This is a genomic window from Nonomuraea sp. NPDC026600 (genome assembly GCF_040638335.1).
In the GTDB taxonomy this organism is placed as follows: domain Bacteria; phylum Actinomycetota; class Actinomycetes; order Streptosporangiales; family Streptosporangiaceae; genus Nonomuraea.
This window is the reverse complement of record NZ_JBEZYD010000002.1, coordinates 160,826-187,711: the sequence shown is the minus strand read 5'-3', so window position 1 is coordinate 187,711 and position 26,886 is coordinate 160,826. Positions and strand designations below refer to the sequence as shown.

The 26,886-nt window shown below is 69.4% G+C and carries 23 protein-coding genes and 2 pseudogenes; 16 read left to right on the top strand and 9 right to left on the bottom strand.

Annotated elements, in window-relative coordinates; translation table 11 throughout:
- Positions 1-167: 167 nt before the first annotated feature.
- Positions 168-1,583: pseudogene (locus AB0F17_RS04535) on the top strand (glycoside hydrolase family 6 protein); the annotation flags it as partial.
- Between the two features lie 182 nt (positions 1,584-1,765).
- Here the strand turns inward: AB0F17_RS04535 and AB0F17_RS04530 are convergent.
- Positions 1,766-3,133 (bottom strand): annotated as a pseudogene (locus AB0F17_RS04530) (IclR family transcriptional regulator C-terminal domain-containing protein); the annotation flags it as partial.
- A 123-nt stretch (positions 3,134-3,256) separates the two neighbouring features.
- On the opposite strand from AB0F17_RS04530, the gene AB0F17_RS04525 reads away from it, so the two are divergent.
- Genes AB0F17_RS04525 through AB0F17_RS04515 form a run of 3 tightly spaced genes read left to right on the top strand, consistent with a single transcriptional unit; the run spans position 3,257 to position 5,798 of the window.
- On the top strand, positions 3,257-4,030 hold the full coding sequence (locus tag AB0F17_RS04525; RefSeq protein ID WP_358016140.1) for a CoA transferase subunit A: 774 nt from the start codon (positions 3,257-3,259) through the stop codon (positions 4,028-4,030).
- Positions 4,027-4,656, top strand: coding sequence for a CoA transferase subunit B (locus tag AB0F17_RS04520; protein WP_358016137.1), 630 nt, complete (start codon positions 4,027-4,029; stop codon positions 4,654-4,656). Before AB0F17_RS04525 ends, AB0F17_RS04520 begins: the two co-directional genes overlap by 4 nt.
- Positions 4,653-5,798, top strand: a complete 1,146-nt coding sequence (locus AB0F17_RS04515; RefSeq protein ID WP_358016134.1) for a thiolase family protein — start codon at positions 4,653-4,655, stop codon at positions 5,796-5,798. Before AB0F17_RS04520 ends, AB0F17_RS04515 begins: the two co-directional genes overlap by 4 nt.
- Positions 5,799-5,826: 28 nt before the next feature.
- Here the strand turns inward: AB0F17_RS04515 and AB0F17_RS04510 are convergent, their stop codons facing one another.
- Both AB0F17_RS04510 and AB0F17_RS04505 read right to left on the bottom strand, forming a co-directional pair.
- Positions 5,827-6,390: a carboxymuconolactone decarboxylase family protein gene (locus AB0F17_RS04510; RefSeq protein WP_358016131.1), complete on the bottom strand. Its 564-nt coding sequence runs from the start codon at positions 6,388-6,390 to the stop codon at positions 5,827-5,829.
- A complete protein-coding gene (locus AB0F17_RS04505; RefSeq protein WP_358016129.1) occupies positions 6,351-7,016 on the bottom strand; it encodes an EthD domain-containing protein in 666 nt (221 codons plus the stop codon). The genes AB0F17_RS04510 and AB0F17_RS04505 overlap by 40 nt, the downstream gene beginning before the upstream one ends.
- A gap of 94 nt (positions 7,017-7,110) precedes the next feature.
- Here AB0F17_RS04505 and AB0F17_RS04500 point away from each other — a divergent pair, with 94 nt between their 5' ends.
- From AB0F17_RS04500 to AB0F17_RS04490, 3 genes are all read left to right on the top strand, one after another.
- On the top strand, positions 7,111-7,884 hold the full coding sequence (locus tag AB0F17_RS04500) for an IclR family transcriptional regulator C-terminal domain-containing protein (RefSeq protein ID WP_358016126.1): 774 nt from the start codon (positions 7,111-7,113) through the stop codon (positions 7,882-7,884).
- A 94-nt stretch (positions 7,885-7,978) separates the two neighbouring features.
- Positions 7,979-9,262, top strand: coding sequence for a C4-dicarboxylate transporter DctA (gene dctA / locus AB0F17_RS04495; RefSeq protein WP_358016123.1), 1,284 nt, complete (start codon positions 7,979-7,981; stop codon positions 9,260-9,262).
- Complete coding sequence (locus AB0F17_RS04490; RefSeq protein ID WP_358016120.1) at positions 9,259-10,110, top strand: amidohydrolase family protein; 852 nt, start codon at positions 9,259-9,261, stop codon at positions 10,108-10,110. The genes dctA and AB0F17_RS04490 overlap by 4 nt, the downstream gene beginning before the upstream one ends.
- A gap of 15 nt (positions 10,111-10,125) precedes the next feature.
- Here AB0F17_RS04490 and AB0F17_RS04485 read toward each other — a convergent pair whose 3' ends face one another.
- Positions 10,126-11,310: an Ig-like domain-containing protein gene (locus AB0F17_RS04485; protein ID WP_358016117.1), complete on the bottom strand. Its 1,185-nt coding sequence runs from the start codon at positions 11,308-11,310 to the stop codon at positions 10,126-10,128.
- A gap of 178 nt (positions 11,311-11,488) precedes the next feature.
- Between AB0F17_RS04485 and AB0F17_RS04480 the strand changes: the two genes are divergently transcribed.
- The 4 genes from AB0F17_RS04480 to kstD all read left to right on the top strand — a co-directional run bounded on the left by AB0F17_RS04480 (position 11,489) and on the right by kstD (position 16,816).
- The gene (locus tag AB0F17_RS04480) at positions 11,489-12,400 is read left to right on the top strand and encodes an ABC transporter ATP-binding protein (protein ID WP_358016114.1); all 912 of its coding nucleotides are present in this window, start codon (positions 11,489-11,491) and stop codon (positions 12,398-12,400) included.
- Complete coding sequence (locus AB0F17_RS04475) at positions 12,397-14,007, top strand: ABC transporter permease (protein WP_358016111.1); 1,611 nt, start codon at positions 12,397-12,399, stop codon at positions 14,005-14,007. The genes AB0F17_RS04480 and AB0F17_RS04475 overlap by 4 nt, the downstream gene beginning before the upstream one ends.
- 5 nt (positions 14,008-14,012) lie before the next feature.
- Complete coding sequence (locus tag AB0F17_RS04470) at positions 14,013-14,834, top strand: class I SAM-dependent methyltransferase (protein ID WP_358016108.1); 822 nt, start codon at positions 14,013-14,015, stop codon at positions 14,832-14,834.
- Between the two features lie 197 nt (positions 14,835-15,031).
- Positions 15,032-16,816, top strand: a complete 1,785-nt coding sequence (gene kstD, locus AB0F17_RS04465; RefSeq protein WP_358016105.1) for a 3-oxosteroid 1-dehydrogenase — start codon at positions 15,032-15,034, stop codon at positions 16,814-16,816.
- A gap of 220 nt (positions 16,817-17,036) precedes the next feature.
- Here kstD and AB0F17_RS04460 read toward each other — a convergent pair whose 3' ends face one another.
- The 3 genes from AB0F17_RS04460 to AB0F17_RS04450 form a co-directional block, all read right to left on the bottom strand.
- Positions 17,037-17,381 (bottom strand): hypothetical protein, encoded by a 345-nt coding sequence (locus tag AB0F17_RS04460; RefSeq protein ID WP_358016102.1) that lies wholly within the window; start codon positions 17,379-17,381, stop codon positions 17,037-17,039.
- Between the two features lie 147 nt (positions 17,382-17,528).
- Positions 17,529-18,713, bottom strand: coding sequence for a tyrosine-type recombinase/integrase (locus AB0F17_RS04455; RefSeq protein ID WP_358016099.1), 1,185 nt, complete (start codon positions 18,711-18,713; stop codon positions 17,529-17,531).
- A gap of 138 nt (positions 18,714-18,851) precedes the next feature.
- Positions 18,852-20,099, bottom strand: coding sequence for a WD40 repeat domain-containing protein (locus tag AB0F17_RS04450; RefSeq protein ID WP_358016096.1), 1,248 nt, complete (start codon positions 20,097-20,099; stop codon positions 18,852-18,854).
- 47 nt (positions 20,100-20,146) lie between these two features.
- On the opposite strand from AB0F17_RS04450, the gene AB0F17_RS04445 reads away from it, so the two are divergent.
- Complete coding sequence (locus AB0F17_RS04445) at positions 20,147-20,515, top strand: ASCH domain-containing protein (RefSeq protein WP_358016093.1); 369 nt, start codon at positions 20,147-20,149, stop codon at positions 20,513-20,515.
- Positions 20,516-21,147: 632 nt separating this feature from the next.
- Here the strand turns inward: AB0F17_RS04445 and AB0F17_RS04440 are convergent.
- Positions 21,148-21,687, bottom strand: a complete 540-nt coding sequence (locus AB0F17_RS04440; protein ID WP_358016090.1) for a hypothetical protein — start codon at positions 21,685-21,687, stop codon at positions 21,148-21,150.
- 696 nt (positions 21,688-22,383) lie between these two features.
- Here AB0F17_RS04440 and AB0F17_RS04435 point away from each other — a divergent pair.
- Genes AB0F17_RS04435 through AB0F17_RS04425 form a run of 3 tightly spaced genes read left to right on the top strand, consistent with a single transcriptional unit; the run spans position 22,384 to position 25,393 of the window.
- Positions 22,384-23,019, top strand: a complete 636-nt coding sequence (locus AB0F17_RS04435) for a recombinase family protein (protein ID WP_358016087.1) — start codon at positions 22,384-22,386, stop codon at positions 23,017-23,019.
- Positions 23,007-24,527, top strand: a complete 1,521-nt coding sequence (locus AB0F17_RS04430) for a Mu transposase C-terminal domain-containing protein (RefSeq protein ID WP_358016084.1) — start codon at positions 23,007-23,009, stop codon at positions 24,525-24,527. Before AB0F17_RS04435 ends, AB0F17_RS04430 begins: the two co-directional genes overlap by 13 nt.
- Before the next feature lie 14 nt (positions 24,528-24,541).
- On the top strand, positions 24,542-25,393 hold the full coding sequence (locus AB0F17_RS04425) for an ATP-binding protein (protein WP_358016081.1): 852 nt from the start codon (positions 24,542-24,544) through the stop codon (positions 25,391-25,393).
- A 47-nt stretch (positions 25,394-25,440) separates the two neighbouring features.
- Here the strand turns inward: AB0F17_RS04425 and AB0F17_RS04420 are convergent, their stop codons facing one another.
- Positions 25,441-26,295, bottom strand: coding sequence for a sigma factor (locus tag AB0F17_RS04420; protein ID WP_358016079.1), 855 nt, complete (start codon positions 26,293-26,295; stop codon positions 25,441-25,443).
- 197 nt (positions 26,296-26,492) lie between these two features.
- Between AB0F17_RS04420 and AB0F17_RS04415 the strand changes: the two genes are divergently transcribed.
- Positions 26,493-26,840, top strand: a complete 348-nt coding sequence (locus tag AB0F17_RS04415; protein WP_358016075.1) for a hypothetical protein — start codon at positions 26,493-26,495, stop codon at positions 26,838-26,840.
- Positions 26,841-26,886: the final 46 nt, after the last annotated feature.

Genomic DNA, 26,886 nt, shown 5'->3' with positions numbered 1-26,886 from the left:
GGTACCTCTCTCAGAAAAACAGACCTGGCCTGCGTAGATGCCGTCGGCAAACTGAATGGGAGCGCTCCCATAAACGGTAGACCATGACCTGGCCCATAGAGAAGAGGGCCAGGGTTACGGACCTTTTTCCATACGCAATCCCTTGACCGTATCTAGGGTGGTCAGTAATGATCAGCGCCGACGCTGCGGTACCGCGCCGAGAGAGGTCCGGCATGTCTTTTCGAGTGCGGCCGGCGTGTGCGCCCAGCGCCTGCGCCGACGACGCTCTTCGAGCGAAACCACTGAAAGGTGATTTAGTGCGATTTATCGCAGCAAAAGCCGCCGCAGCCTTAACCGCGGTCGTGGCTGCCGTCCTGGTCGTACCCGCACCTGCCTCCGCCGCCGCCCAGTTGATCGGCAACGGCCTCTTCACCAGCTCGACCGCCCCCTGGCAGGCGATCGGCCAGACGACGGTCACGGCCGAGTCCGCCCGCATGCGGGTGAACGTGACGGCCGTCGTCACCAACCCGTGGGACGCCATGGTGGCCAGTCCCACCACGGCCGCTCTGACCGCGGGCAAGAACTACACGCTCTCGTTCGACGCGTACTCCACGACGGCCTTCAAGGCCACCACTACCGTGCAGTACGTGGCGACGCCCAGCTCCAACCAGTCGCTGGCCGCGCCCGTCCAGCTCACCACGGGAAGCAGGCGCTACAGCATCCCGTTCGTGGCCGCGGCCGCCACCAACACGGCCGCCGAGGTGACCTTCCAGCTCGGCGGGTCCGGCGCCACCCCGACGGTCCGCTTCGACAACGTCTCGCTGATGGAGACGCAGACGACCCGGCCGACGGCGCTGTACGTCTCGGACCAGTCAAACCCCGCCAAGTATGTCTCCACCCACCAGAACACGACCGAGGGCATCGCCATCGGCTCGAACATCGCCAACAAGCCGATCTTCGAGTGGTTCGGCGGCTGGTTCCCCGACCTCACGCTGGCCGTGGACACCTACGTCGGCGCCGCCCAGGCCGCGGACAAGCTGCCGATGCTGGTGGCGTACAACATCCCGAACCGCGACGCGTGCGCGGGCCAGTCGGGCGGCGGCGCGGGCGACGCGGCCGGGTATCACACCTGGATCACCGAGTTCGCCAAGGCGATCGGCACCAGGCACGCGATCGTCGTGCTGGAGCCCGACGGCGTCGCCGCCGCCAGTTGCGTGACCCAGATCGGCAAGGATCCGGAAGACCAGTACAAGATGCTGCTGGACGCCACCCAGGTGCTGAGTGCTCAGGCACCGAACGCCTGGGTCTACCTCGACGCGGGCAACGCCACCTGGGTTCCGGCCGCCGACATGGCCACGCGGCTGGTCAAGTCGGGCATCGCCAGCACGCGCGGCTTCTCCGTGAACGTGTCCAACTACATCACCACGGCCGACTCCGAGAGCTACTCCGTCGCGGTCAACGGCTACCTGTCCGGGACCGTCGGCGCCAAGAAGTACGTGATCGACACCAGCCGTAACGGCAACGGCCCCTGGACCGGCCAGGACAGCTGGTGCAACCCGCCCGGCCGCAGACTGGGCAGCGTGCCGGCCAAGCAGACGAGCGGCGCCGAGTACGTCTTCTGGGTCAAGGTCCCGGGCGACTCCGACGGCAGCTGCAACCTGGGCCAGGGCATCCCGGCCGGTACGTTCAGCGCCGTCCTGGCCATGGCCCTGATCAACGGATCCGCTTCCATGCGTGCCGCCGCCTCAGTGAGTGCGGGCAGGACGTCGCGGAGCAGCTCGGCGGGGGTGGCGCGGCTGGCGTGGGTGGCGACGTTGACGGCCGCGACGACCCGGCCGCTCCGGTCGCGGATGGGCACCGCGATGGACCGCACGCCTTCCTCCAGCTCCTGGTCGACGAGGGCGTAGCCGTCCACGGCCGCCTGCCGTACGGCTGCCGCCAGGTCGGCGGGTGCGGTGAGCGTGTGGGGGGTCAGCGGGGGTGAGGGCATCCCGGCCAGCCGTTCCCCGGGCAGGTCGGCCAGGAGGACCCGGCCCATCGAGGTGGCGTACGCGGGGAAGCGGGTGCCGACGGTGATGTCGACGCTCATGATGGCGACGGTCGGCACGCGCGCCACGTAGACGACGTCGTCGCCGGACAGCATCGCGACCGAGGCCGACTCGTGGACCCGCGCCACCAGGTCCACGAGGTGCGGCTGGACGATCTCGCCGAAGGTCCGGCCCGACAGATGGGCGTACCCGAGCTCCAGCACCCTGGGCAGCAGGACGAACCGGCTGCCGTCGGCCGTGACGTACCCCAGCTGTTCCAGGGTCTGCACCGCGCGCCGGACAGTGGCCCGAGGCAGGCCGGTGACCTTGGCCGCGGCGGCGAGCGTGAGCCCGCCACGCGCCGAGCCGAGCGACACCAGCACGGCCAGGCCGCGAGCCAGCGACTGAAGATAGCCCGCCCCCAGCTCCTCCTTCGTGGCCCGCGACGCGTCCACTCCCGCGACGACCCGGTCACGCGACGCGACCGGGTCGGCCAGTGCCGTTTCCATCTCCCCCGCTGTCTTCAGCAGGCTGGGCAGAGCGTGATCACGCAGACCCGCGGCCGTGTGTCTGCTGGTGTGGCTGGCCACGGTCAGCGCGCAGACCGTCGTTCCGCTCGCGTCCCGCACGGGCACCGCGACCGCCACCACGCCGGGCTCGACGAGCTGGTCGTCCTCGGCCCACCGTGCGGCGGGGTCGAGCAGGATCAGGCCGGCCGCGCAGCGGTCGGCGGGCAGCAGGTCGCCCACCCGGAAGGCCACCGACATCGTGCGTCGCCGGGCGAAGCGGCCGACGAAGCGGACCCCGTCGCCGTCCCGCACGGCCAGCGAAACCGACTCGTCCAGCTCGTCGGCGAGCCGCTCGGCGTACCCGTCGAGGGCCGCGCCCAGACCGCCACACGCCAGGTACGCCTCGCCCAGCTCCATCAGGCGCGGCGCGAGCAGCACGTCGCGTTCCTCGGCTCGTACGTAGCCGAGCCGGACGAGCGTGGCCACGATCCGGTCGACCGTCGATCTGGCCAGGCCGGTGGCCCGCACCAGGTCAGTCGCGCGCATCGGCCACCTGGGGCCGGCGGCCAGCACGCGCAGGACGGCCAGCCCGCGTTCCAGAGTGCCCGCCGGTTCCATCCGCTCTCCTCCTTCGAGTCCTCGAGTCCTTGAGAACTTTGACAGGGAACGATTCGGCTCCCCATACTCGACGATAATAATGAATTAAAGTTCACCTAGCGAACACATATGAAGCGGAGTGCCGTGCGGAGAGACAAGGTGGTGGTCACCGCCCATGAGGCGCTGGCCGATGTTCGGGACGGCGCGTCGTTCGCGGTCGGCGGCTTCGGCCTGTGCGGCATTCCGGACGTGCTGATCCAGGCGTTGCACGATTCCGGCGTACGCGGCATCAGCGTCGTGTCGAACAACTGCGGAGTCGACGGCGGCGGCCTGGGCACCCTGCTGGCCGATCGGCGGATCGCCCATGTGACCGCCTCCTACATCGGTGACAACAAGGAGTTCGCCCGGCAATACCTGGGCGGCGAGCTGGAGGTGGAGCTGACCCCGCAGGGCAGCCTGGCCGAGCGGCTGCGGGCCGGCGGCAGCGGCATCCCCGCCTTCTACACCCCGGCCGGGGTCGGCACGCCGGTCGCCGACGGCGGGCTGCCGCTGCGGCACGCTCCTGACGGGTCGGTCGCCCTCGCCTCACCGCCCAAGGAGGTCCGCGAGTTCGCGGGCCGGCAGTACGTGCTGGAGCACGCCATCACCACCGACTACGCGCTGATCCGGGCGGCGAAGGGGGACCGGCACGGCAACCTGGTCTTCAACAAGGCCGCCAGGAACTTCAACCCGCTGGCCGCGATGGCCGCGCGCATCGCGATCGCCGAGGTCGAGGAGCTGACCGAGCTCGATCCCGACGAGGTCCACCTGCCGGGGGTCTTCATCGACCGCATCGTGGCGCTCACCCCCGAACAGGCCGCCGTCAAGCCCGTCGAACGGCGTACCGTCTCCACTCCCCCGGAAGGGACCGCGTCATGAGCTGGACCCGCGACGAGATGGTCGCGCGCGCGGCGGCCGAGCTGCGCGACGGCGACTACGTCAACCTCGGCATCGGGCTGCCCACCCGGATCCCGTCCTTCCTGCCGTCCGACGTGGACGTGACCCTGCACTCGGAGAACGGCATCCTCGGCGTCGGCCCCTACCCGACGCCGGAGGAGATCGATCCGGACCTGATCAACGCGGGCAAGGAGACGGTGACCGTACGGCCGGGGGCGTCGTTCTTCGACTCGTCGCTGTCGTTCGGCATGATCCGGGGCGGTCACATCGACGTCGCGGTGCTGGGCGCGATGCAGGTCTCGGCGCGCGGCGATCTGGCCAACTGGATGGTTCCCGGGAAGCTCGTCAAGGGTATGGGCGGGGCCATGGACCTGGTCCACGGCGCCCGCAAGGTGCTCGTGATCATGGACCACACCGCCAAGGACGGCTCCCCGAAGATCGTCGAGGAGTGCTCGCTGCCGCTCACCGGCAAGGCGTGCGTGCATCGGATCATCACCGACCTCGGTGTCCTCGACGTCACCGACCAGGGCCTGGCACTGGTGGAGACCGCGCCCGGCGTGAGCGTCACGCAACTACGCGACCGTACGAACGCGGAGGTCCTTTCGTGAAAACCGTCTACGTCCTGGACGCTGTGCGCACCCCCTTCGGGCGCTACGGCGGGGCGCTGGCCGGCGTCCGGCCCGACGACCTGGCCGCGCACGTCATCAAGGCGCTGGTGGACCGCAACGGCGAGGTCGCCGCCGACGAGGTGATCCTCGGCAACGCCAACGGCGCCGGCGAGGAGAACCGCAACGTGGCCCGGATGGCCGCGCTGCTGGCCGGGCTCCCGGTGACCACGCCGGGCGCGACCGTGAACCGGCTGTGCGGCTCCGGCATGGAGGCCGTCATCCAGGCGTACCGGGCGATCGCCCTCGGCGACGCCGCCACGGTGATCGCGGGCGGCGTGGAGTCGATGACCCGCGCGCCGTGGGTGCTGCCCATGCCGGACCGGGCCTTCCCGGCCAAGGGTCAGGAGCTGGTCTCCACCACGCTCGGCTGGCGGCTGGTCAACCCGAGGATGCCCGCCGAGCACACGGTCCCCCTCGGCGAAGGCGCCGAGTTGATCGCCGACAAACACCGCATATCCCGGGCCGAGCAGGACGTGTTCGCGCTGGCCAGCCATCAGAAGGCGGCCAAGGCGTCCTTCGACCGCGAGATCGTCCCCGTCGGCGACCTCACCCGGGACGAGGGCATCCGCGAGGACAGCTCGCTGGAGGCGCTCGCCCGGCTGAAGCCCGCCTTCCGCGCGGACGGCACCGTCACCGCGGGCAACTCCTCCCCGCTCAACGACGGCGCCGCGGCGCTGCTGCTCACCGACGAGGCCGGGCTGCGCGGGCGCGAACCCCTGGCCAGGATCACCGCGAGCGGCGTCAGCGCGCTCGAACCCCGCTACTTCGGCCTCGGCCCGGTCGAAGCCGTCAAGAAGGCCCTGGCCAAGGCGGGCAAGGGATTCGGCGACCTGACGACCGTCGAGCTGAACGAGGCGTTCGCGGCGCAGGCGCTCGGCTGCCTCGCCGAGCTGCCCGAGCTGGACCCCGGGATCGTCAACCCGTACGGCGGGGCGATAGCCCTGGGCCATCCCCTGGGCGCCTCGGGGGCCCGCATCACCGGGACGGTCGCCCACCAACTGTCGGCGGCCGGTTCCGGCACCGGCCTGGCCGCCCTCTGCATCGGGGTCGGCCAGGGACTGGCCGTCGTACTGGAGAGGTAGGACGGCCGGTGCTCGAAGGGCGGGCGGTTCAGCCGTCGACGCGGAGGACGCGGAGCTGCGCGGCCAGCAGCCGGTAGTAACCCACCAGCGTGACCACCTCGTACAGGCGGGTCTGCCCGAGCGCGTCGACCGACGCGGCGAACGTGTCGTCGGCCAGATCCCCCGTACGCAGCAGCTCGCGGGCCGCCTCCAGGACCGCCTGCTCGGCCGCGTCGTCGAACGGGCAGTCCGCCCCGCCCCGCAGGCCGGCCAGTTGCGCCTCGGTGAGGCCCGCCAGCAGGGCCGCGTGGCTGTGCACCTTCCACTCGTAGTCCGAGCGCTCGTGCCCGGCGACCGCGAGGATGGCGATCTCCCGCTGCCGGGAGGTGAGCCCGGTCCGGTAGCGGACGGCGCCGCCGAGCTCCTGCAAGGCATGCCCGAGGTCCGGGCTGAGCAGCATCGCGTTGAACGGCCCCCGCAGGCGGCCCTCCTCGTCGGCCAGCGGGAAGGGACGGGGAGCGGTCGCCCGCGGGCTGCCGAGCAGGCGGTCGTAGAGCCGTCGCTGTTCGGCGGTCAGGTCGCCGGGGCGGAAGGCGTCGAGGCGGGCTGGCAAGGTGTTCCCCCGAACGTGAGATGGTGAGTGAAGAGGCGGCGTTCGCGCTTCGTGACCGCGGCCATCACTCTGGCCCCCCAGGGCGTGCCTCTGGCCGCGCGATAGGCGTCGGTGTCGAACAGGTCCATTCCGCTGAGCTCGTGCAGGGCGAGGAAGCGTGGAGCGTTCCCGTCACGCAGGACGTAGCGCCGGATACGGCCCCAGCCGGGGACCTTGTGCAGGGCGGGGATGTGCTCCTCCGTGTACCAGGCGTGGAAGTCGGCTTCGGCCTCCGGGCGTACCGTCATGGACACGGTCAGCAGGATCGGGCCGCCGCCGCGGCCGTGCTCGCCGATCGGCTCGTAGACGCGCCGGTCGAGCGTGCGCAGGCGGGCGATGACAGCGCTCTCGCGCGGGCTGCGCTCCTCGCGCAGGCGGCGGTAACGGTCGGCGTCCAGCACGTCTAGGTCGAGGTCGTACCAGGCGAGCCAGCCGGGCTCGGCATCGTCGATCGCGCGGTAGCGGTGGCCGCTGTGGACGCCCGGCAGGGCCAGGCGGGCCGGACCGTGCTCGGTGTCGTACCAGTCGTGGAACTCCGGCTCGTCACCGTCGCGGGGCTGCGACAGGACGAAGAGCAGGCCGACCAACCCTTACCTCCCGAGGACAATGGAACCTGAACGCCCTCCTTGTGCGACGGGCGAACACATGTGCGTCTGTAGTCTAGATCGCGAGGTTCACGATATGTCAAGGCAGGATCCCGACGTCATCGACTCCGTCGAGAAGGCGTTCCGCGTACTCCAGGCGTTCTCCGGCGAGCACCCCTCGCTCACGGTCAGCGAGGCGGCGGAGCTGACCGGGCTCTCCCGGGCCACCGCCCGGCGCATCCTGCTCACCTGCGTGAAGCTGGGGTTCGCCGAGGCCGTGGATCGCCGGTTCCGGCTCACGCCGCGGGTGCTCCGTCTCGGCTACGGCTACCTGTCGTCGCTGCCGATCTGGGAGCGGGCGCAGCCCCACATGCGCGCCCTGGCCGACGAGGTACGCGAGTCGTGCTCCGCGGCCACCCTGGACGGCGAGGAGATCGTGTACGTCGCCCGCGTGCCGGCCAACCGGAGCATGTCGATCGTCCTGAGCGTGGGATCCCGCCTGCCCGCCTACCCCACGTCCATGGGCCGCGTACTGCTCGCCGCCCTGCCGGAGGACGCCCTGCGCCGCTACCTGGACTCGGTGGAACTGAAGGCCCTGACACCGCACACGATCACCGACCAGGCCGAGCTGGAGAGAGAGCTCCGCCGCGTCCGCGAGCAGGGGTACGCCCTGGTGGACGGCGAGCGCGAGGAGGGCGTCCGCTCGGCCGCAGCACCGGTCCGCGACGGCACGGGCGCGGTCATCGCGGCCATCAACGTCTCGGCCAACGCGGGCCGGGTCTCGGTCGACGAGCTGCGCGAGCGCTACGTCCCGCGCGTCGTGGCCACCGCGCACGCCATTTCCGGAGATGTCGGCTTCGCCAGCCCCTGAACCCTTCGAGAGGACTCTTGACCGCCGTTAACACGTCCGTCACACTCGCTGTTTAACCGACGCACACTTGTGCGACTGACGAACGAGGTGTGTGATGTTGAGGACCGCTTTCACCACCAAGCTGTACGTGACGGTGCTGGTGGCGCTGGTGCTCGGAGCCGTACTCGGCCTGGTCGCTCCGGAGGCCGGCGTCGCCATGCAGCCCCTCGGCGACGGGTTCATCGCACTCATCCGGATGCTCGTCGCACCGGTGATCTTCTGTACCGTCGTCACCGGCATCGCCTCGGCCGGCGCGCTGACCAGCATGGGCCGCGTGGGCGTCAAGGCGCTGGTCTACTTCGAGGTGGTCACCACCATCGCCCTGATCATCGGCCTGGTGGTGATGAACGTCCTGCGCCCCGGCGACGGCGTCCACGCCGTCCCCGGGGCCATCAAGATCACGGGCGTGGCCGGCCAGTACGTCACCCAGGGCGAGGAGGCGCACTGGTACGACTTCCTCGTCAACATCATCCCCAAGAGCCTGGTCGGGGCGTTCGTCGACGGCAACGTCCTACAGGTGCTGCTCGTCTCGGTGCTGTTCGCGATAGCCGTCGTCATGCTGGGCCCGCGCGGCGCCGCGATCACCAAGGGCGTGGAGCGGATCGGCGAGGCCGTGTTCGGCATCGTGCGCCTGGTGATGTACCTGGCCCCGATCGGCGCGTTCGGCGCGATGGCGTACACCACGGGCAAGTTCGGCGCGACCACCCTGTCCAGCCTCGGCGCGTTCGTCGGCCTGTTCTGGCTGACCGGCCTGTTCTTCTGCCTCGTCGTGCTGGGTGTGATCGCCAGGCTCTGCGGGATCAACATCCTGCGCCTGTACCGCTACTTCAAGGACGAACTGCTCATCACCCTCGGCACCGCGAACTACGAGGCGGTGATGCCCCAGCTGATCGCCAAGCTGGAGCGGCTGGGCTGCCCCAAGCCCATCGTCGGCCTGGTCGTGCCCTCCGGGTACGCCTTCAACTCCGACGGCGTCTGCCTCTACATGGGCTTCGCCGGGCTGTACATCGCGCAGGCCTTCGACATCAACCTGTCGATCTGGCAGCAACTGGGGCTGCTGGCGGTCTTCCTCATCACCTCCAAGGGCGGGGCGGGCATCGCCGGCGCCGGTTTCGTGCTGCTGGCGGCGACGCTGTCGACCACGGGGACCATCCCTGTCGCCGGCATCATGCTGATCTTCGGCATCGACCGGTTCATGTCGATGGCCCGCGGACTGGTCAGCCTGTGCGGGCAGATGCTGGCCAGCATCGTGGTCAGCATCTGGGAGCGCGCCTTCGACCGGGAACGCGCCCTCGCCGAGCTGTCCGGAAAGCCGGCCGCCGAGCCGGTGGCGCTGTGACCACCCCGCCACCGCACCCTGACCCCAAGCCGCCCGGCATCAAGCTCCCTCCGTCGAGCTGCGACGCCCACTGCCACATCTTCGGCCCCGGCTCGGTCTTCCCGTACGCGGAGAACCGCACGTTCACCCCGCCGGACGTCTCCAAGGACGACCTGCGGCGCCGGCACGACTTCCTGGGGATCGAGCGGGCCGTCATCGTCCAGTCGGCGTGCCACGGCACCGACCACGCCGCGCTGCTCGACGCGCTGGCGGACGGCGCCGGGCGCTACCGCGGCGTCGCCCTGGTGACGTCCGCGACCCCGGACTCCGAGCTCGCCCGGCTGGACGCCGCGGGGGTGTGCGGTGGGCGCCTGAGCTTCCTGCCCCACCTGGGCCCCAGCCCCTCCCCCGAGAGCGTCGAGGCGGTCATCCGGCTGATCCGCCCGTACGGCTGGCACCTCGGCGTCCACATGGCCGGCCGCGGCATCATCGACCTGGCCGGCCTCATCCGGGCCGCGGAGCTCCCGGTGATCATCGATCACATGGCCCGGGTGGACCTGCACGACGAGGAGGCGGCGGAGACGCTGCTGCGGCTGCTCGACACCGGGCACGTCTGGGTGAAGCTCAGCGGCGCCGACCGGCTCTCCACGGCGGGGCCGCCGTACGAGGACGTGGCCCCCTTCGCCGGACGCCTCGCCGCGCACGCTCCGGAGCGGGTCCTGTGGGGGACCGACTTCCCGCACCCGAACATCTCCGGCGAGTCGCCGGATGACGGCGTTCTGGTGGACTTCCTTGACCGGATCGCCCCCACCGACGCCCTGCGCCGGCGCATCCTGGTCGACAACCCCACGGCCGTCTTCGGTTTCTGAGTCGCGAAGACGGGGCTAATCGCCGTTGACGGGCTTGCCCAGCGCGCTGCCGACCAGCCAGTCGTCCCAGGACTTGGCCCACGGTGTGGGACCGTTGCCGAACCGCAGCTTCCTCGATGTGCCACTGACCTGGATGATGTCGCCTCGCTGGGTGAACTCGTAGAACCAGCGGGCGTTGGCCGGGCTGGCGTTGACGCATCCGTGGCTGACGTTGGAGTTGCCCTGCGCGCCGGTCGACCAGGGGGCGGCGTGGAAGAAGGTGCCGCTGTAGGTCATCCGGACGTTCCACTTGGTGGGGATGCGGTACTCCCCCGGATGGCCGGTGGTCGCGGAGTCCATGATGATGTCCGCGGCCTTCTCCTGGGCGATCATGGTGCCCGAATAGCTGTCGTCACCCGGCCTGCCGAGGCTGACCGGGATGGTCCTGACGACCTTGTCGCCGTCGGTCACCACCGCCTCGTGGGTGCGGGCGTTCACCTTGGTGATGTGCCGGGGACCGACGGTGAAGGTCAGGCTGCGGTCCTTGGTGCCCCACAGCCCCTCGCCCGCCTTGACCCCTGCCAGATGCGCGACGACCTCGACCTTCTCCCCGGTCGGCCAGTACTCGCGCGGCCGGAACTGGACCTCGCGGTCGCTCACCCAGCTCCACGCGCCCTCGACCGGCTCGGACATCTTCACCACCAGGGCCCGCTCGATCGCGGCCCGGTCCTCCTTGCCGGCCACCGACTGCGACAGCAGGAGCTGCACGGGCATCCCGACGCCGACCTTGTCGCCGTCCAGCGGCGCCATGCCGCTCTCCAGCGCGCGTTTCGGCTTCAGCGTGGTGAACTTCGCCTGCGCGGTGACCTGCTTGCCGTCCGTGCCGGTCGCCTCGGCGCTGACCGTGTACGCCGTCGACGGGCGCAACGCCCACTGGGGGCGCCAGGTGCCGTCGGTTCCCACGGCACCGTGCACCGCGTTTCCCTTGGAGTCGGCGACGGCCAGCTTGGTGACCTTGCCGCCGGTGACCTTGACGCTGATCCCCGCGTCCGGAGCGACCTTCTTCGTCCCATCCGCGGGGGTGATGGCCAGCTTCGCCACCGGGCCCGGCGATTGCGGGGCCGCGCCCGGGGTCCGCGCGCCACCGCTGGAGGTGCATCCGGCGGTCAGAACCAGCGCGCAGGCGAGGGCGCTCGCCAATATCGTCGTGCCGTTCCGCATCCTTGATGCCTCCCGTGCCTGACGAATAGTCAAATTTCACTCTAATCAGCTTTGCCAATGTGCCGTACGGCCTTTGCCCTCATTCGGGTAGATCATGCGCTTTCGCAGTCGACTACACATGGGTGTAGCCTTCTTTACATGAAAGCAGCCAGCTATACAGGCGAGCAGGAGGATCTCCATGACTGACGCCATCTCAGTGGCCGGTCTGGTCAAGGCGTTCGGCTCGACCCGCGCCCTGGACGGCCTCGACCTGGTCGTGCGCACCGGCGAGGTGCACGGCTTCCTCGGCCCGAACGGCGCCGGCAAGAGCACCACGATCCGCGTCCTGCTCGGCCTGATGCGCGCCGACGCGGGCACCGCCCGACTTCTCGGCGGCGACCCGTGGTCGGATGCCACCGTCCTGCACCGCCGCCTGGCCTACGTGCCCGGCGATGTCACCCTCTGGCCCAACCTGACCGGCGGCGAAGTGATCGACCTGCTCGGCCGGCTACGCGGCGGGCTCGACCGGCGTCGCCGTGCCGACCTGCTGGACCGCTTCGACCTCGACCCCCGCAAGAAGGGCCGCACCTACTCCAAGGGCAACCGGCAGAAGGTCGCCCTGGTCGCCGCCCTCGCCTCCGACGTCGAGCTGCTCATCCTGGACGAGCCGACCTCCGGGCTGGACCCGCTGATGGAGGAGGTGTTCCGCCAGGCCGTCCGCGACGAACAGCGGCGCGGGGACCGTACCGTCCTGCTGTCCAGCCACATCCTGGCCGAGGTCGAGGCCCTGTGCGACCGCCTCACCATCATCCGCGACGGCCGTACCGTCGAGACCGGCACCCTCGCCGACCTGCGCCATCTCACCCGCACCAGTATCCAGGCCGAGCTCGCCCATGCTCCGAACGGCCTGGCCGGCCTGCCCGGTGTGCACAACCTGCGTACCGGCAACGGCAGCGTCCGCTTCGACGTCGACGGTGCCGCCCTCGACGCGGCGCTGCGCCACCTCACCCAGGCGGGCGTCCGCAGCCTCCTCAGCCAGCCGCCCACGCTGGAGGAGCTGTTCCTGCGCCACTACGAGCGGGACGACACGGACCGGCAGGTGGCCCGATGACCGAGCTCGCGGGCACCGGCCGGCTGATCCGCCTCGCGCTGCGGCGTGATCGTGTGCTCCTGCCGCTGTGGACCCTCATCCCCTGCGCGTTCCCGCTGACGTTCATCGCCGCGTTCAACGGCGGCTTCCCCACCGCGGCGGCCCGCCAGGAGTACGCCGAGACCAGCCTGCACAACGTCGCCTTCACCGTGGCCTACGGCCCGCTGAACGGATCGAGCCTCGGCCAGTTGGTCACCTGGCGCGCGGGATTCATCCCGGTGATGATCGCGCTGTTCAGCCTGCTCACCGTCATCCGGCACACCCGTACCGAGGAGGAGGCCGGCCGCCGTGAGCTGATCGGCGCCACCGCGGTCTCGCGCCACGCGGGAGTGGCCGCCGCTCTGATCATGACCTGCGGGGCGAGCCTGGTCCTCGGCCTGGTGTCGGCTCTGGCGCTGGTCAACGCGGGCTTGGGCGTCGCCGGTTCGCTGGCCTACGGGTCGGGGCTCGCCACCACGGGCTGCGTCTTCGCCGCGACAGGCGCGGTGGTGGCCCAGCTCACCACCGGCGCCGGGAGCGCACGCGGCATCGGGATCGCCGTCATCGGCACCGCGTTCCTGCTGCGCGGCATCGGGGTGGTCAGCGAGAGGTCCGGCGGCGGGCTGGGCTGGCTGTCCTGGCTGTCGCCGCTCGGCTGGGCGCACCAGTTCCGGCCGTTCAGCGGCGAACGCTGGTGGGTCCTCGCCCTCGCCGTCTGCGGGGTGGCCGCGCTCACCGCGCTGGCCGTCGCCCTGTCGGCGCGGCGAGACCTCGGCAACGGCCTGTTCCAGGCCCGACCTGGCCCGGCGGGCGCCGCCCCCGGGCTGCGCTCCACCTTGGCGCTGGCCTGGCGGCTGCACCGTGGACCGCTGGCGAGCCGGATGGCCGGGTTCGCCGTGGTCGGGTTCGGGCTCGGCGGCATCGCCAAGAGCGTCGGCGAGCTGATGGACAACAGCTCTCCGGCGGCGCGAGAGGTCCTGGCCCGGCTGGGCGGTCACGGCACCGTCGTCGACCAGTACCTCCAGGGCATGATGACCATGTTCGGCGTGGCCGCCGCCGCGTACGCGATCCAGGCCGCCCTCCAGCTGCGGGCCGAGGAGAGCGGCGGACGCGCCGAGGCCCTCCTTGCCGCGCCGGTCGACCGGCTGCGCTGGGCGGGCGGCCACTTCGCCTTCGCCCTGCTCGGCCCGGCCGCCGGGCTGGCCGTCTTCGGGGCGGCCGTCGGCCTCGCCCACGGGCTGAACACCGGCGACCTCGGCCGCGAACTGCCCCGCGCCCTGGGCGCCGCCCTCGTCCAGCTGCCCGCGGTGTGGGTGTTCGCCGGGCTCGCCTTGGCGCTGTTCGGCCTGCTGCCCCGGCTGGCCGCCGGTGCGTTCGCCGTGCTGCTGGTGAGCCTGCTGTTCGGCTGGGTCGGCGGCGAGCTGAAGCTGAGCCGGTGGGTGATCGACCTGTCGGTGTTCGCCCATGTCCCGACGCTGCCCGGCGGCGAAGTGACCGTGCTGCCGCTGATCGTGCTGACCGCGATGGCGGCGGCGCTCACCCTGGCAGGCCTGCTCGGCCTGCGCCGCCGCGACCTACCTGTGGGCTGACCGATATGACGACAATCCCCATCGACTTCACCGGCGTACGGGTCACCGCCCTCGTCGAGCTGTACCTGCGGTGGCTGGACAGCAAGGACCGGCACCCGATCCTCGGCGACATGTGGGCGGACCGCGTCGTCCAGCGGCTTGACTTCGACTTCTCCCCGTTCAAGCCCATGGCCCTCGGCCAGTACGCCGTCGGCGTCAGATCGCGGGTGATGGACGAGTGGACCAGGGAGTTCCTGGCGAAGAACCCGGACGCGATCGTCCTGGACCTGGGCTGCGGCTTCGACAGCCGCGTCTTCCGGATCGATCCCGCTCGAGGCCACCACTGGTACGACGTGGACTTCCCGGACGTCATCGAGATCATGGACCAGCTCTACCCCGAACGCCCGGAGCACACCACCATCGGCGCGTCCGTCGTCGACCAGGACTGGCTCGCCCAGATCCCCGGCGACCGCCCGGTGATCGTGGTGGCCGACGGGCTCTACCAGTTCCTCGACGAGGACGAGGTACGGCAGGTCTTCCGGAACATCATGGACCACTTCCCCACCGGCCAGTTCGTCTTCAACATAGGCGCGGCGTCGGTCAAGAAGCGCTACGAGAGGCAGCCGAATTCGATCTTCGCACAGCACGGCATCACCTTCGGGTGGACCATCGAGAGCCCCCGGGAAGCCGAGCGTCTCGACGACCGCCTGCACTACGTGGACCAGCGGAGCGTGGCGGAAGCGGCCCTGATCAGGCACGCCTCCCTGTACTACCGGATGCTGTGCGCCGTGATCAGCATGGTGCCCGCCTGGAGGAACTCCGGCTTCATCCTCCGATACCGCTTCTGACCGGCGGCACGGGTGATCGCCACTCCCGCACATCTGTTGACAGGCGTTACCAACCAAGCGCATGCTTCATGCTGTGACGGGGGCCACACCCCCCAGCTCGTCCGTAGCCGTCGCACCCGGCGCGAGGTGCCACCGCGGTTGTTCCTCCGACCACTGCGCTGCCCGCAGCGCACGCACGTTGAAGGGATCGATCCACCATGGCCGATTCGACGCCCGCCACGGCCCCCGCAACAACCACAGACGGACCCAGCCGCCGCACCCTGCTGCGCGGCGCCGCCATCGCCGGCGGAGTCCTCATGACCGAAGCGGCGCTCGGCCGCGCACCCGCGTACGCCGACGTCGAATACGACGTGGTGATCGTCGGATCGGGCGCGGCCGGGATGACCGCCGCGCTCACCGCGGCCAAGCGCGGCCTGCAGACCGTGGTGATCGAGAAGGCGCCGACGTTCGGCGGGTCTGCGGCCCGCTCCGGCGCCGGGATCTGGATACCGAACAACGAGGTGATCCTGGCCGCCGGAGTCCCGGACACCCCGGCCAAGGCCGCCTCCTACCTCGCCCGCGTCGTCGGCGACACGGTGCCCGTCGCGCGGCAGCAGGCGTTCCTGGCGAACGGCCCGGCCATGATCTCGTTCGTGATGCGGAACAGCCCGCTGCGCTTCCGCTGGATGGAGGGCTACTCCGACTACTATCCCGACTTCCCCGGCGGGATGCCGAACGGCCGCTCCATCGAGCCCGACCAACTGGACGGGCACATCCTCGGCGCCGAACTCGACCGGCTGAACCCGCCGTACATCCCCACCCCGGCCGGCCTGGTCGTCTTCAGCGCCGACTACAAGTGGCTGAACCTCACCGCGGTCAACGCGAAGGGCCTGGAGGTGAGCGCCGCCTGCCTGGCCAGAGGCACCCTGGCCGCGCTGCGCGGCGAGAAGCCGCTCACCATGGGCCAGTCCCTGGCGGCGTCCCTGCGCGCCGGGCTGATCGCGGCCGGCGTTCCGGTATGGCTGAACACCCCGCTCCTCGACCTGCGCGTAGAAAGCGGCCGCGTCACCGGCGTGGTCGTGACGAGGAACGGCGTACAGACGCTGATCAAAGCCCGCCGCGGGGTCATCATCGGCTCCGGCGGGTTCGAGCACAGCGCGGCGATGCGCGCCGAGTTCCAGCGTCAGCCCATCGGGACCGGCTGGACGGTCGGCGCCAAGGAGAACACCGGCGACGGCATCGAGGCGGGCGAACGGGCCGGGGCCGCGCTGGACCTGATGGACGACGCGTGGTGGGGACCGGCGATCCCGCTGCCCGACGAGCCGTACTTCTGCCTGGCCGAACGCACGCTGCCCGGCTGCATCCTGGTCAACGGGAAAGGCGTGCGCTTCGTCAACGAGGCGGCGCCCTACAGCGACGTGGTGCACGTCATGTACGACCGCAACACCGCTGCGGAGCCGCACATCCCCGCCTGGCTGATCGTCGACCAGAACTACCGCAACCGCTACCTGTTCAAGGACATCGCGCCGCTGCTGCCGTTCCCCCAGTCCTGGTACGACAGCGGTGCCGCCTTCCAAGCCTGGACGGTGGAGCAGCTGGCGCAGAAGATCGGCGTCCCGGCGGCGGCGCTGCGCGGCACGGTCACCCGGTTCAACGGGTTCGCCGCGACCGGCAAGGACACCGACTTCCACCGTGGCGACAGTGTCTATGACCGCTACTACGCCGATCCCATCGTCAAGCCCAACCCCTGCCTGGCGCCGCTGTGGCTGCCACCCTTCTACGCGTTCAAGATCGTCCCAGGCGACCTGGGCACCAAGGGCGGCATGCGCACGGACGCGCGGGCGCGGGTGCTCCGGGTGGACGGCTCGGTCATTCCCGGGTTGTACGCGGCCGGCAACGCCAGCGGCGCCGTCATGGGGCACAGCTACGCAGGAGCCGGCTCAACCATCGGACCGGCCATGACCTTCGGCTACGTGGCGGCGAACGACATCGCCGGCACCTGACCCGCCGAGGGCGGTGCGCTGAGGCCCGCGACCTCAGATATATGGCTCAGCGCCTTGACCAGGGCAGGATCGCGGCCGACCGACAGGCCGACCACCCTCATCACGCCCGACCGACAGGCCGACCACCGTCATGGGGACGAAGTGGTCGGCGGCGACTCCGACGGTGCCGACGAGTTCCTTGTTCGCCCGAGATGGTGCCTGTAGATCGGACCGGTCTGATCTACAGGCGCAGGCGCGAGCGTTCGGGGTCGCCGAGGTCGTTGGTGGTGGCCTGGCCGCGCCACCACTCGGCGACCTCGGCGCCGGTGGCGAACCACACGTCGCCGGGCTCTCGCATGTGCGCCAGCAGGTCCTCCAGCAGCCCGATCCGGCCCGGCTTGCCGATGCACGACGGCTCGACGCTGAGCACGGCGCACAGCCCGTAGTGGCGGTAGGCGTCGAACTCCAGCCGCCAGTCATCCAAGACCTGCGCATAACCCGCGATACGGCTGTTCCCCTTCGGGAACGGCGGGCCGTAGTTGAACATGAAGCGGCTGAAGTCGTCCAGCTCCCACGACGCCGGCACCTCGACGACACTCGTCGGACCCGACGGCGCGTGCAGGAAGTAGGGCCGGTCGTCGCTGTGACGTGCGGCGCTCTTTGGCAGGGTTCCAGCGGCGCTCTTTGTCCACCGTGTGGATGCGCCCGTGGCGGCCCGCGCGGGAGCGCCGGGTTAGAGATCCTCTATGTAGCTGGCGGCGATGTCCTCGGGCGGGTTGGTGTACAGGCGCAGGTAGCGGTCGTTGGCGTGGCCGAGGCGGCGTTCGAGTTCGGCGCGGTTGTGGCCGGAGGCCTGCGACAGCGCGAAGGCGAAGGTGTGCCGGGCGTCGTGCGGGCGAAGGGTGCCGAGCTTGCGGTCTGCCTCCGGCACCTGGGCGTCGTGCAGACGGCCGATCTCGCCGACGATGGTGTTGATGGAGCGGGGTGACAGGCGGCCGTCGGGGCGGCGGGCGGCGATGGAGGCGGCCGACAGGAACAGCGCGACCGCCGCGGTGCCGGCGACAGCGCTGGCGGCGGCGTCTCCGGGGCGTTCGGACTGCAGGTAGTCGGCCAGCGCCTGGCGGGCGTCGCGGCCGAGGAAGACGGTGCGGCTGGTGCGGCCCTTGCCCCGCACGCCGGTCAGGCGGGCCTTCTTGGTCTGGCGCAGCCGGTCGGGGTCGGCCGACTCCAGCTGGTCCAGGTCCAGGCCGACCACTTCGGCGCGGCGCAGCCCGGTGCCGAACAGCAGGTAGACGATGACCCGGTCGCGCAGCGGGCGGGCGTGGGCGTGCGAGCGGGCCGCGGTGCCGCGGTGGCGGCGGCCCTTGAGCTCGTGGAAGACCTCGATCCGGTCCACGATGTTCTTGACGGTGCGCACCTGGGCGGCGGCCAGGGCTCGCGGCTGCGGGGCGGGCAGCGGCAGCGGGGGCACCTGCTTGGTCGGATCGCCGTGGCGCAGCAGGCCGGCCGGGGCGTGCGCGGTGATCCAGGAGAACAGCGCCGACAGGTGCGCGAGATGGTTGTTGACGGTTGCGGCGGCCATCGGCGCCGCCGTGCCGTCGCGTCCGCTGTTGCCGGCGGCGTCCAGGTGGTCGCGCCAGGCGGCCACCTCGCGCACGGTGACGGCCGAGAGCCGGTCATGCCCGAGGCCACCCGAGATCCAGGCGCCGAAGCGCTCCAGGTGCCGGGAGATCTTGGCGGTGACTTCTGCCGAGCGGACCCCGCGCACGGCCAGATCGAGGTAGCGCTGCGTCCACGCGGACAGGCTGTCGTCGGCCGGATCGAGCCGCTCGGGAAGCCCAACCACCTTTCGTGAAGTGATTTCGGCGCGATCCTGCCCGGCGGGCAGGGGCGCCGAGCTGGGGGCGGGAGACGGCATGCCGCCAGATTACTTCACGGAAGGGCTATTTCCTGAAGTGAACCGGCAAGCCTGGATATCACCGCAGCCCGCTCGGCGTCACCGGATGTGACAGTGACCCCCGTCTCGCGGCTCGCTTCCTGCTCGACGGCCATGTGGTCAGCGGCGAGCCAGTACAACGAGTTCGCCGCCGCCCACCACCAACCGGCCATCTGATGCCATCGCCAGTGCATCGATCCCTGAGGAGAATTTCAGCTCCCGGCCTACTTGCTTACGGGTGGTCAGGTCCCAGACTTCGGCTACCGAAGAGCTGGCGGTGATGGCGTAAGGGCGGTTGTCTACCGCCATCATGGCCACCACCGCGTGCACGGAGTCGTAGCCTCTCATGGGCTTGCTGCCCACGGGCCGGCCGGTGGTGAGGTCCCATACCCGCACCGTTGCATCGGTGCCGGCCGTGACGGTATGCGGTCGGCCCTCGATTTCCACCGTGGCCACCGCACACACCATTCCGTCGTGACCGGTCAAGGGTCTTCCGACCTGTTCACCGGCGATGAGATCCCACACCCGCACGGTCTCGTCATCGCTGCCGGTGACCGCGAGCGGACGGCCGTCAACCATCACCGTCGCCAGCGCCAGCACGCAGTCAGTATGTCCGGTCATGGGCTTACCCACGGGCTGGCTGGTGGTGAGGTCCCATACCCGCACCGTTGCGTCGTCACCGGTTGTGACGGCGTGCGGTCGGCCCTCGATCTCCGCTATAGCCACCGCCTGCACCCAACCGTCGTGACCGGTCAAGGGTCTTCCGACCTGTTCACCCGCGATGAGATCCCACACCCGCACGGTCTCATCATCGCTGCCGGTGACCGCGAGCGGACGGCCGTCAACCACCACCGTCGCCAGCGCGCGAATCCAGTTGGTGTGTCCGGTCATGGGCTTGCCCACGGGACGGCCGGTGGTGAGATCCCACAGCCACACTGACTTGTCATCACTGCCCGTAACGACGTGAGGAAGGCCCTCGATCTCCGCTACAGCCACCGCACGAACGCCCTCAGGAGGGCCGATCAGGGCCCGACTGGAGCGGAATTCAAGACAGGAGCCAGTCGCCCACTCGACGACCCACTGCGCGGCAGGCTCACCCTCCACCGACACCGCGGTGATCCGGGCCGACAACTCACGGTCCCCATACCGGGCCGCATCCAACGCCAGCAATTGACGACGCTCCCAGGCATCGGATTCACGGTGCCAATTCCCCGAAATTCGGTACACGGCTGCCGCCAACTGCTCCGCGGGTCCCGACGCCGACTCCAGCAGCCTCGACACCCGCCCGGCACGCTCATTGACCAGGAACGCCGGATCGGCCAACCTCTCATTCCCCAGGGATGACTCACCACGCAGATCATCAGCCATGATCAGTATGCTAGCCAACCCCACTGAGGTAACCCCGGTAGGCCACCTTGACCAGGACGTTGCTCCTGGGAGTGCGCGCCCGCGAGATGAACCTCTACCGCCGCTACTTCGACTTGGTCGCCGTCGGTCGCATGACCATCGAGGTCCGTGTCCAGTACCCGAACCTGCGCAACCTGAAGGCCGGGGACCACATCCGGTTCGTCTGCGGCCGCGACGACGTCCTCACCCGCGTCAAGCGGGTGGCCCGCTACGCCAGCTTCGAAGAGATGCTGGAGACCGAGGGTGCCGCCAACGTCAATCCCGACAGCCCGCGCGAGCAGCAACTGGCTAACATTCGCCGCATCTACGGCCCCGAGAAGGAAGCGCTCGGCGTGCTGGCCATCGAGATCGAGCTCATCGAACCCGTCACCGCGTGAGACAAGAGCCGTATCCCCCACCACGAGGGTGGCCCGCGCACCTCGCGCGCGGGCCATCGCTATGTTCGAGCCACAACGGCCCACAATGTTCGTACGACCGACTGGCGCGACCGCCGGCGCAAGCCGGCACGCAGAGAGATTCGGTACGGGATCCGGCGGTAAGGGCTTTCCTGCCAGGTCACGAAGACGAACGACCAGGACGAGAAACCTTCAAAATCCCCGAAATCTCATCAACACCAGAAGCCGGAGTACCAGCAGATAAGCCCAGGTCCTGCGGCTAGAGAGGCCTGGGACCAGTAGTTACCCGAGCGGCGGGCCTTGGTGAGAGGGGCCGCCGCGGCAACGACTGACCCCTCAAACTTTGATCACGCGCCTGGTCGGGACAGAAGGCCGTCAAGGCGGTCGCCGGGGCGACATGTTCGAGCCTGTACTAGTTTTTCGCTCGGCCTTGTGTCCGCTGTCGCTCAGGCATGTAAACGTCCCGACGCGCCAAGCGTCTTTGAACGGCTGGACGCTTTTGAACGCTCACGAACATACGTGCACGCTGCCGATCGGGCCGGCCGTCTCGGTAAGGCCAACGCCGTCCTTCAAAAGCACCGTGTCGCATATGCCGCATGAAAGATGAAAAACGCTTACGGGTTTCCGTTGTAGATTTGAAGGACGACCGAGGTCGCGTCGCCGCCGCTCCATGTCATGTAACCGCTGTCTATACGGGCGTTCGTATCCGGCAGGACAATCTGGTTGATCTCCTTGCTGGCGCGCGCCTGGTCGCTGACGCACCCGCATTCGCCCTCACGCAGGATCACCTGGCCGTGGTAGCGGATCGCGCCGCCGGACATCAGGTCCGCGTAGGCGATGATCTGCGTGAAGACCTCACCCTCGCAGCCCTCGCCGTCGTTGTAGATCAGTTGCTGGCTGCTGGTGACGATGTCGTTGTCGAAGAAGAGGTGATCGCAGGTCTCGTTGCGCCCGATAATGTCGTCGTCCAGCTGGTGAATGGTCCCGGACACGATGACCCGCCGCGAGGTCTCGGCTGATGCCGGCTCAGCCACACCCAACATTCCGGCGCCCGCCACTAGTGCGGCGAGCATCGCCGTCATTTTTCTCATCAGGCGAAATCCTCCTTTTTCGAACGAGCGCAAATCCTGTCTCCAGCGCTCGGCTTTTGCCATTCATTTAACTCGATAAACAGTCCGGCTGCACCCCATTTTTAAATCCGTAAAATTGCTGAAATGCTGGATTTGCAGGTGCCGTTCACTTCCTCGGCCGTCAGCGAGCACCCGGCAGGGTGGCTGACCCGCGCCGCGTGACGGCCCTTTTAGTGGGCGTTTGGTCCTGTCTGATCCCGGGTTCAGGTGCCGCGCCATGTCGGCGTTGATTCGCCGGTGGGGCGGCGGGTCATGAAGTCGATCATGGCGATGTGGATCATGGCTTCGGAACAGGCAGAGCGGGCCTCATAGATTCGGTACGGGATCCGGCGTTAGTGACGCTGAGCTACCAGGGGCACGCCGTGGCTTGACATAAAGACACTTAGCGAGCAACCCGACCTGCGAAAACGCGTCATCGCTGGTTATCGAGCCGGGCCGCGCCCGACTCATCCCCTGCCGTCCCGACTGAAACCTGGTCCCCGGAGGCAGGCACTTCACCCTTCGTGACCTGGCAGGAAAGCCCTTACCGCCGGATCCCGTACCGAATCTCTCTGCGTGCCGAGCCTGATTACCTTGATCGACCGCACAGCCGCCACCCGAAGCTGTCGATCAACGAGCCACGCGTTCTGTCCGGATGCGGCCACCCGCTGACGGGTACTGGTCGCGAAGGGGATGCTGAACCCGTATGGGTCAAGGCGTCCGCTGGGGCGGGTGGATGATATGGACTTCGGCTATGCCCGTCTCAGGACCAGCGGGCGAGATCTCATCCAGCAGGTCGAGGCGTTGAAGGCCGCGGGCGTGCCGGAGGGGCTGATCTTGTCAGATCGCCGGTACACCGGCGACAGTCGCGAAGGCTGGGAGGCCCTGCTGCGGCACGTCCGACCGCACGCCGGTCACCGGATCACCGTGGAGACCCTGGACCGGCTGGGGTGCACCACACGCGAGTGCCTCACCCTCGCTCACGAACTGACCCAGCAGGGCATCGGACTCCGCACGCTTGCCGACCAGCTCCCCATCGACACCAGCCTGCCCGGCCCGGCGGCCGAGACGGCCGTAGCGCTGCTGGCCATGTTCGCCCGGATGGAGCGGCTGTATGAGAGCGAACGCGGCGCCGAGGCCCGGGCCTCTCAACAAGCCCGGGTGGCTTCCCTCGGACGACGGCCCAAGATGAGCGCCCAGCAGCAGGCCGCGGCCGCCGAGATGCTCAGCTCTGGCATGTCGGGCGAGGAGGTCGCCGCGGGATTCGGCGTGTCTCGATCTACCCTGTTCCGCAACCTCAAGCTGTACCGCGAAGCGCAGGCAGCGCTGGGTACGGGCGAGGTGCTCAAGCCCCGGCAGGCGAGATGGACCAGGTAATCGTCGGGGAAGGGCGGCGCGCCCCCGCGAGCGAGCCCGGCCCAGCGGGGCAGGCGCGTCCGCTGACCGGCGTGCCGGCCGACGCGCGGCGCGTGGCCGCCCAGCGGTTCCAGATCCTGCAGCCGCATCTGGAAGACGGTCTTCCGCTGACCGAGGCGGCGCGGCGGGGGAAGGTTTCCGAACGTACGGCCCGCCGCTGGCTGGCCGCCTACCGGCGTGGCGAGCTGAGCGCACTGGCCCCCCAGACCCGCAAGGACAGTGGCGCCAGGCGCATGCCCGACCAACTGCAGAAGCTGATCGAGGCTCTGGCCCTGCGATCACCGCCGCTCAGCGCCGCCACGGTACACCGCCAGATTCAGCAGCTGGCGCCGGAGCACGGCTGGCCGACGCCCAGCTACCGGACGGTCTGCGAGATCATCGCGGCCTTGGACCCGGCGCTGAAATGCCTGGCCCACGAGGGCAGCAAGCGATACGCCGACACCTTCGAGCTGATCGCCCGCCGGGAGGTGAGCGAGCCCAACGCCAGCTGGCAGGCCGATCACACCCCGCTGGACTTCTACATCCTCACCGAGAACGGCACCCCGGCCCGGCCATGGCTCACGCTGATCCTCGACGAATACTCCCGGGCCATCGCCGCCTACGGGCTGAACCTGGAGGCGCCGAACGCCGCCACCACCGCCGTCACCCTGCGCCGAGCGATCTGGCGCAAGAGCGACCCCGGCTGGCAGGTATGCGGCATCCCGGCGGTCTTCTACACCGACCACGGCTCCGACTTCACCTCCGCCCACCTGGAACAGGTCGCCGCCGACCTCAAGATGCGCCTGGTGTTCTCCCTGCCCGGCCAGCCCCGCGGACGCGGCAAGATCGAACGGCTGTTCGCCACCGTGCACCAGATGTGCCTGTCGGCACTGCCCGGCTACGCGCCCGCAAACCTGCCCCAGCGCCCCGAACAGGGCCGCCTCAGCCTGACCCAACTGGACGAAGCGCTGCACCATTGGATCGTCAACGACTACCACGAGCGCGTCCACCCGGAGATCCGGCAGCGCCCCGCCGACCGCTGGGCCGCCGGCGGCTTCCTCCCGCACATGCCCGACTCGCTGGAACAGCTCGACCTGCTGCTGCTCACCGTTGCCAAACCCCGCAAGGTCCACCCCGACGGCATCCACGCCTTCGGCCTGCGCTACCTCGACCCCACCCTGGCCGCCTTCATCGGCGAATCCGTCGTCATCCGCTACGACCCGCACGATCTGGCCGAACTGCGGGTCTTCCACCGTGACGTCTTCATCTGCCGAGCCATCTGCCCAGACCTGGCCGGCGTCACGGTCAGCCTCAGAGAGATCATCGCCGCCCGGCGCGCTCACCGCCGCCAGCTCAAACAGGAACTCACCGACCACGCCAGCCTGGTCGACCAACTGCTCGCGCACCGCACCGGCCTGCCCGCCCCACTCGACCAGGCCCCGCCCGACCCCCCGGCGCGCCGCCGCCTGAAGATCTACAGCGAGGAGTAGAGGGACCAGGCCTCATGTCCAGACGCGCCAACCCCAACAGCCCAAGCCCGCGGCGGGGGCACGCTCCCGAGCCGGTACCTTCCGGCCTGATCTCCACCAAGGAACATCGCATGTTCTGCGAGTTCGCCGACACCGTTCGCAGCAGCCGCTACATCGGCCTGTGCTACGGCCCACCCGGGGTCGGCAAAACCCTCTCAGCCGAGGACTACGCCCGCTGGCCGGAGCAGCGCCCCTTCGTGGAGATGCCCCATCCGATCGTCGACTGGTTCCACCGCGGCGCCAACCGGTCCGACTGGCACACCCTGCTGTACACGCCGTTGGTCAACACCCCGCCCGGCCGCGCGCTCACCGAGCTGACCGTCATGAGCAACCGGCACGCCATGCTCCGCGCCCGCCATATCGAAGACCCCCGGCGCGAGACCAACCTCCACGGTGCCAGCTCCTACACCGAACTGGTCATCATCGACGAAGCGGAACGGCTCACCACGCGCGCCCTGGAACAGGTCCGGGACTTCTACGACCGCAGCGCCCTGGGCCTGATCCTCATCGGCATGCCCGGCATCGAGAAACGCCTGGCCCGCTACCCGCAGCTCTACAGCCGCATCGGCTTCGTGCACCACTACCGCACACTGACCATCGAAGAACTCACCACCGTCCTGTCGACGGCCTTCGCCCACCTAGGCCTGGCCAGCCCGGACGCCACCGAGGCCATCGCCGCAATCGCCCGGACCACCGCAGGCAACTTCCGGCTCGTCAACCGGCTGCTGAACCAGGCCGAACGCATCCTCAAGCTCAACAATTTGGACCTGGTAACCGCCGAGGTAATTGATGCTGCCCGGGACGCTCTGGTCATCGGAACAAGCTGACCCCTGTCAAAGAGCGTCGCTGGAACCCTGCCAAAGAGCGCCGCACGTCACATCGTCGCCCCGCGCCATCGAAGTCCAGGTGTAGCCGAGCTGCTCCAACACCCCGGCCGTGTCATTGGTGACCTCGTGCGACAGCGGCCGGAACCCCACGGGCCGCCGTCCGGTCGCCTTCTCGATCTCGTCGCCGGCGCGGGCCAGGAGCTCCCGCTGCCCCGCGGCGTCAAGCCCGTCAGGTCCTCCGCGCCGAGCCCCCGGCAGCCGATCTCGTGGCCGCGATCCGCGATCTCCGCCGCCACGTCCGGATAGCGCCCGGCGACGGCCCCCGGCATCAGCCAGCTGGCCGTCACCCCTGCCCCGTTCAGAGCGTCGAGCACCCGCGGCACGCCTCGGCGCGGGCCGTACTCCCCCATGGAGAGCGTCTTCGGCCGCTCGCGGCAGGACTCGTCGAGCTGGAGCCAGAAGTGCTCGGCGTCCAGGTTGACGGTGACCACCACCGCGCACTTCGCCCCACCGGGCCAGCTGATCATCGGTTGTCCCTCCACCACTCCGCGATCTGGGCGCCGGTGGCGAACCACACGTCGTCGTACGAGCCGTGCCCTGAGGCTCGCGTCGGCGAGCAGACCTTCCAGCCCGCTGTCCTCCTCAGCGGGCTCGGGTGGGTCGGCCACCGTGACCTCCCGCCGGGGACGCCGCCAGCGGTTGGTCATGATGCGCAGCATCGCCGTACGAACGTAACCCTCCGGATCGTCCTTGCGGATGACCCGGCGCCAGTGCACCCCCGTCCTGGTCAGCGCCTCCTGCACCAGGTCCTCGGCGTCGTGCCGGTCCCCGGTCAGGACCATGGCGTAGCGGTAGAGCGCCGCCAGCCGCGCGGCCACGAATGATTCGAACGGATCCTCCACCCCTACAAGGACACATGAGAGGGGCGGAAGGTTGCGTCCGCCCGCAAGTGCCGCAATTCACCATGAAGATTAAATGCGGCTCAATATTAAAAAGACGTCCTTTCGGCCAGCTGGTTTTCCTTGAGCTGATAAATTCCTGGTCATCGCTTCGGAACAGGAAACAGGAGAGAACAATGGCACTCACTCGTCGTACCATTATGTCCGCCCTTTCATCGCTGGCCGTGGCGGGCGGCCTGCTGGCCTTCGGCGCCCCCGCCGAGGCCGCGTCCCAGTGCACTTCGACGGGCGCGGGCTACTTGTGCGTCAATGTGGATCCGCGCGGATATGACGCCTCTTACCAGAAGACCTCCGGCAGCACGGCGCACGTGGACTTCAATCTCGTCTGCGCCAACGGGCGCTGGTTCGGCGACGAGGGCTCGTTCTACATCTCGGCCGGCGAGACCCGGACCTACACCTTCGCCGTGGGCTCCCAGGGCAGCTGCTTCCTGAAGCTGATCGACATGCGGACCGGAGCGACCTGGGAGACACCCAGCATCAGCCGCTGACCCACCGCACCGGTTGACAAACGTCGCGCCCCAACGTAGATCGTTT

Coding starts and splice junctions, on each gene's coding strand:
- AB0F17_RS04520 (WP_358016137.1), top strand. CDS start 4,027: ATGAGCTGGACCCGCGACGAGATGGTCGCGCGCGCGGCGGCCGAGCTG.
- AB0F17_RS04500 (WP_358016126.1), top strand. CDS start 7,111: ATGTCAAGGCAGGATCCCGACGTCATCGACTCCGTCGAGAAGGCGTTC.
- dctA (WP_358016123.1), top strand. CDS start 7,979: ATGTTGAGGACCGCTTTCACCACCAAGCTGTACGTGACGGTGCTGGTG.
- AB0F17_RS04485 (WP_358016117.1), bottom strand. CDS start 11,310: ATGCGGAACGGCACGACGATATTGGCGAGCGCCCTCGCCTGCGCGCTG.
- AB0F17_RS04480 (WP_358016114.1), top strand. CDS start 11,489: ATGACTGACGCCATCTCAGTGGCCGGTCTGGTCAAGGCGTTCGGCTCG.
- AB0F17_RS04475 (WP_358016111.1), top strand. CDS start 12,397: ATGACCGAGCTCGCGGGCACCGGCCGGCTGATCCGCCTCGCGCTGCGG.
- AB0F17_RS04470 (WP_358016108.1), top strand. CDS start 14,013: ATGACGACAATCCCCATCGACTTCACCGGCGTACGGGTCACCGCCCTC.
- kstD (WP_358016105.1), top strand. CDS start 15,032: ATGGCCGATTCGACGCCCGCCACGGCCCCCGCAACAACCACAGACGGA.
- AB0F17_RS04455 (WP_358016099.1), bottom strand. CDS start 18,713: ATGCCGTCTCCCGCCCCCAGCTCGGCGCCCCTGCCCGCCGGGCAGGAT.
- AB0F17_RS04450 (WP_358016096.1), bottom strand. CDS start 20,099: ATGGCTGATGATCTGCGTGGTGAGTCATCCCTGGGGAATGAGAGGTTG.
- AB0F17_RS04440 (WP_358016090.1), bottom strand. CDS start 21,687: ATGGCAAAAGCCGAGCGCTGGAGACAGGATTTGCGCTCGTTCGAAAAA.
- AB0F17_RS04435 (WP_358016087.1), top strand. CDS start 22,384: ATGGACTTCGGCTATGCCCGTCTCAGGACCAGCGGGCGAGATCTCATC.
- AB0F17_RS04430 (WP_358016084.1), top strand. CDS start 23,007: ATGGACCAGGTAATCGTCGGGGAAGGGCGGCGCGCCCCCGCGAGCGAG.
- AB0F17_RS04425 (WP_358016081.1), top strand. CDS start 24,542: ATGTCCAGACGCGCCAACCCCAACAGCCCAAGCCCGCGGCGGGGGCAC.
- AB0F17_RS04415 (WP_358016075.1), top strand. CDS start 26,493: ATGTCCGCCCTTTCATCGCTGGCCGTGGCGGGCGGCCTGCTGGCCTTC.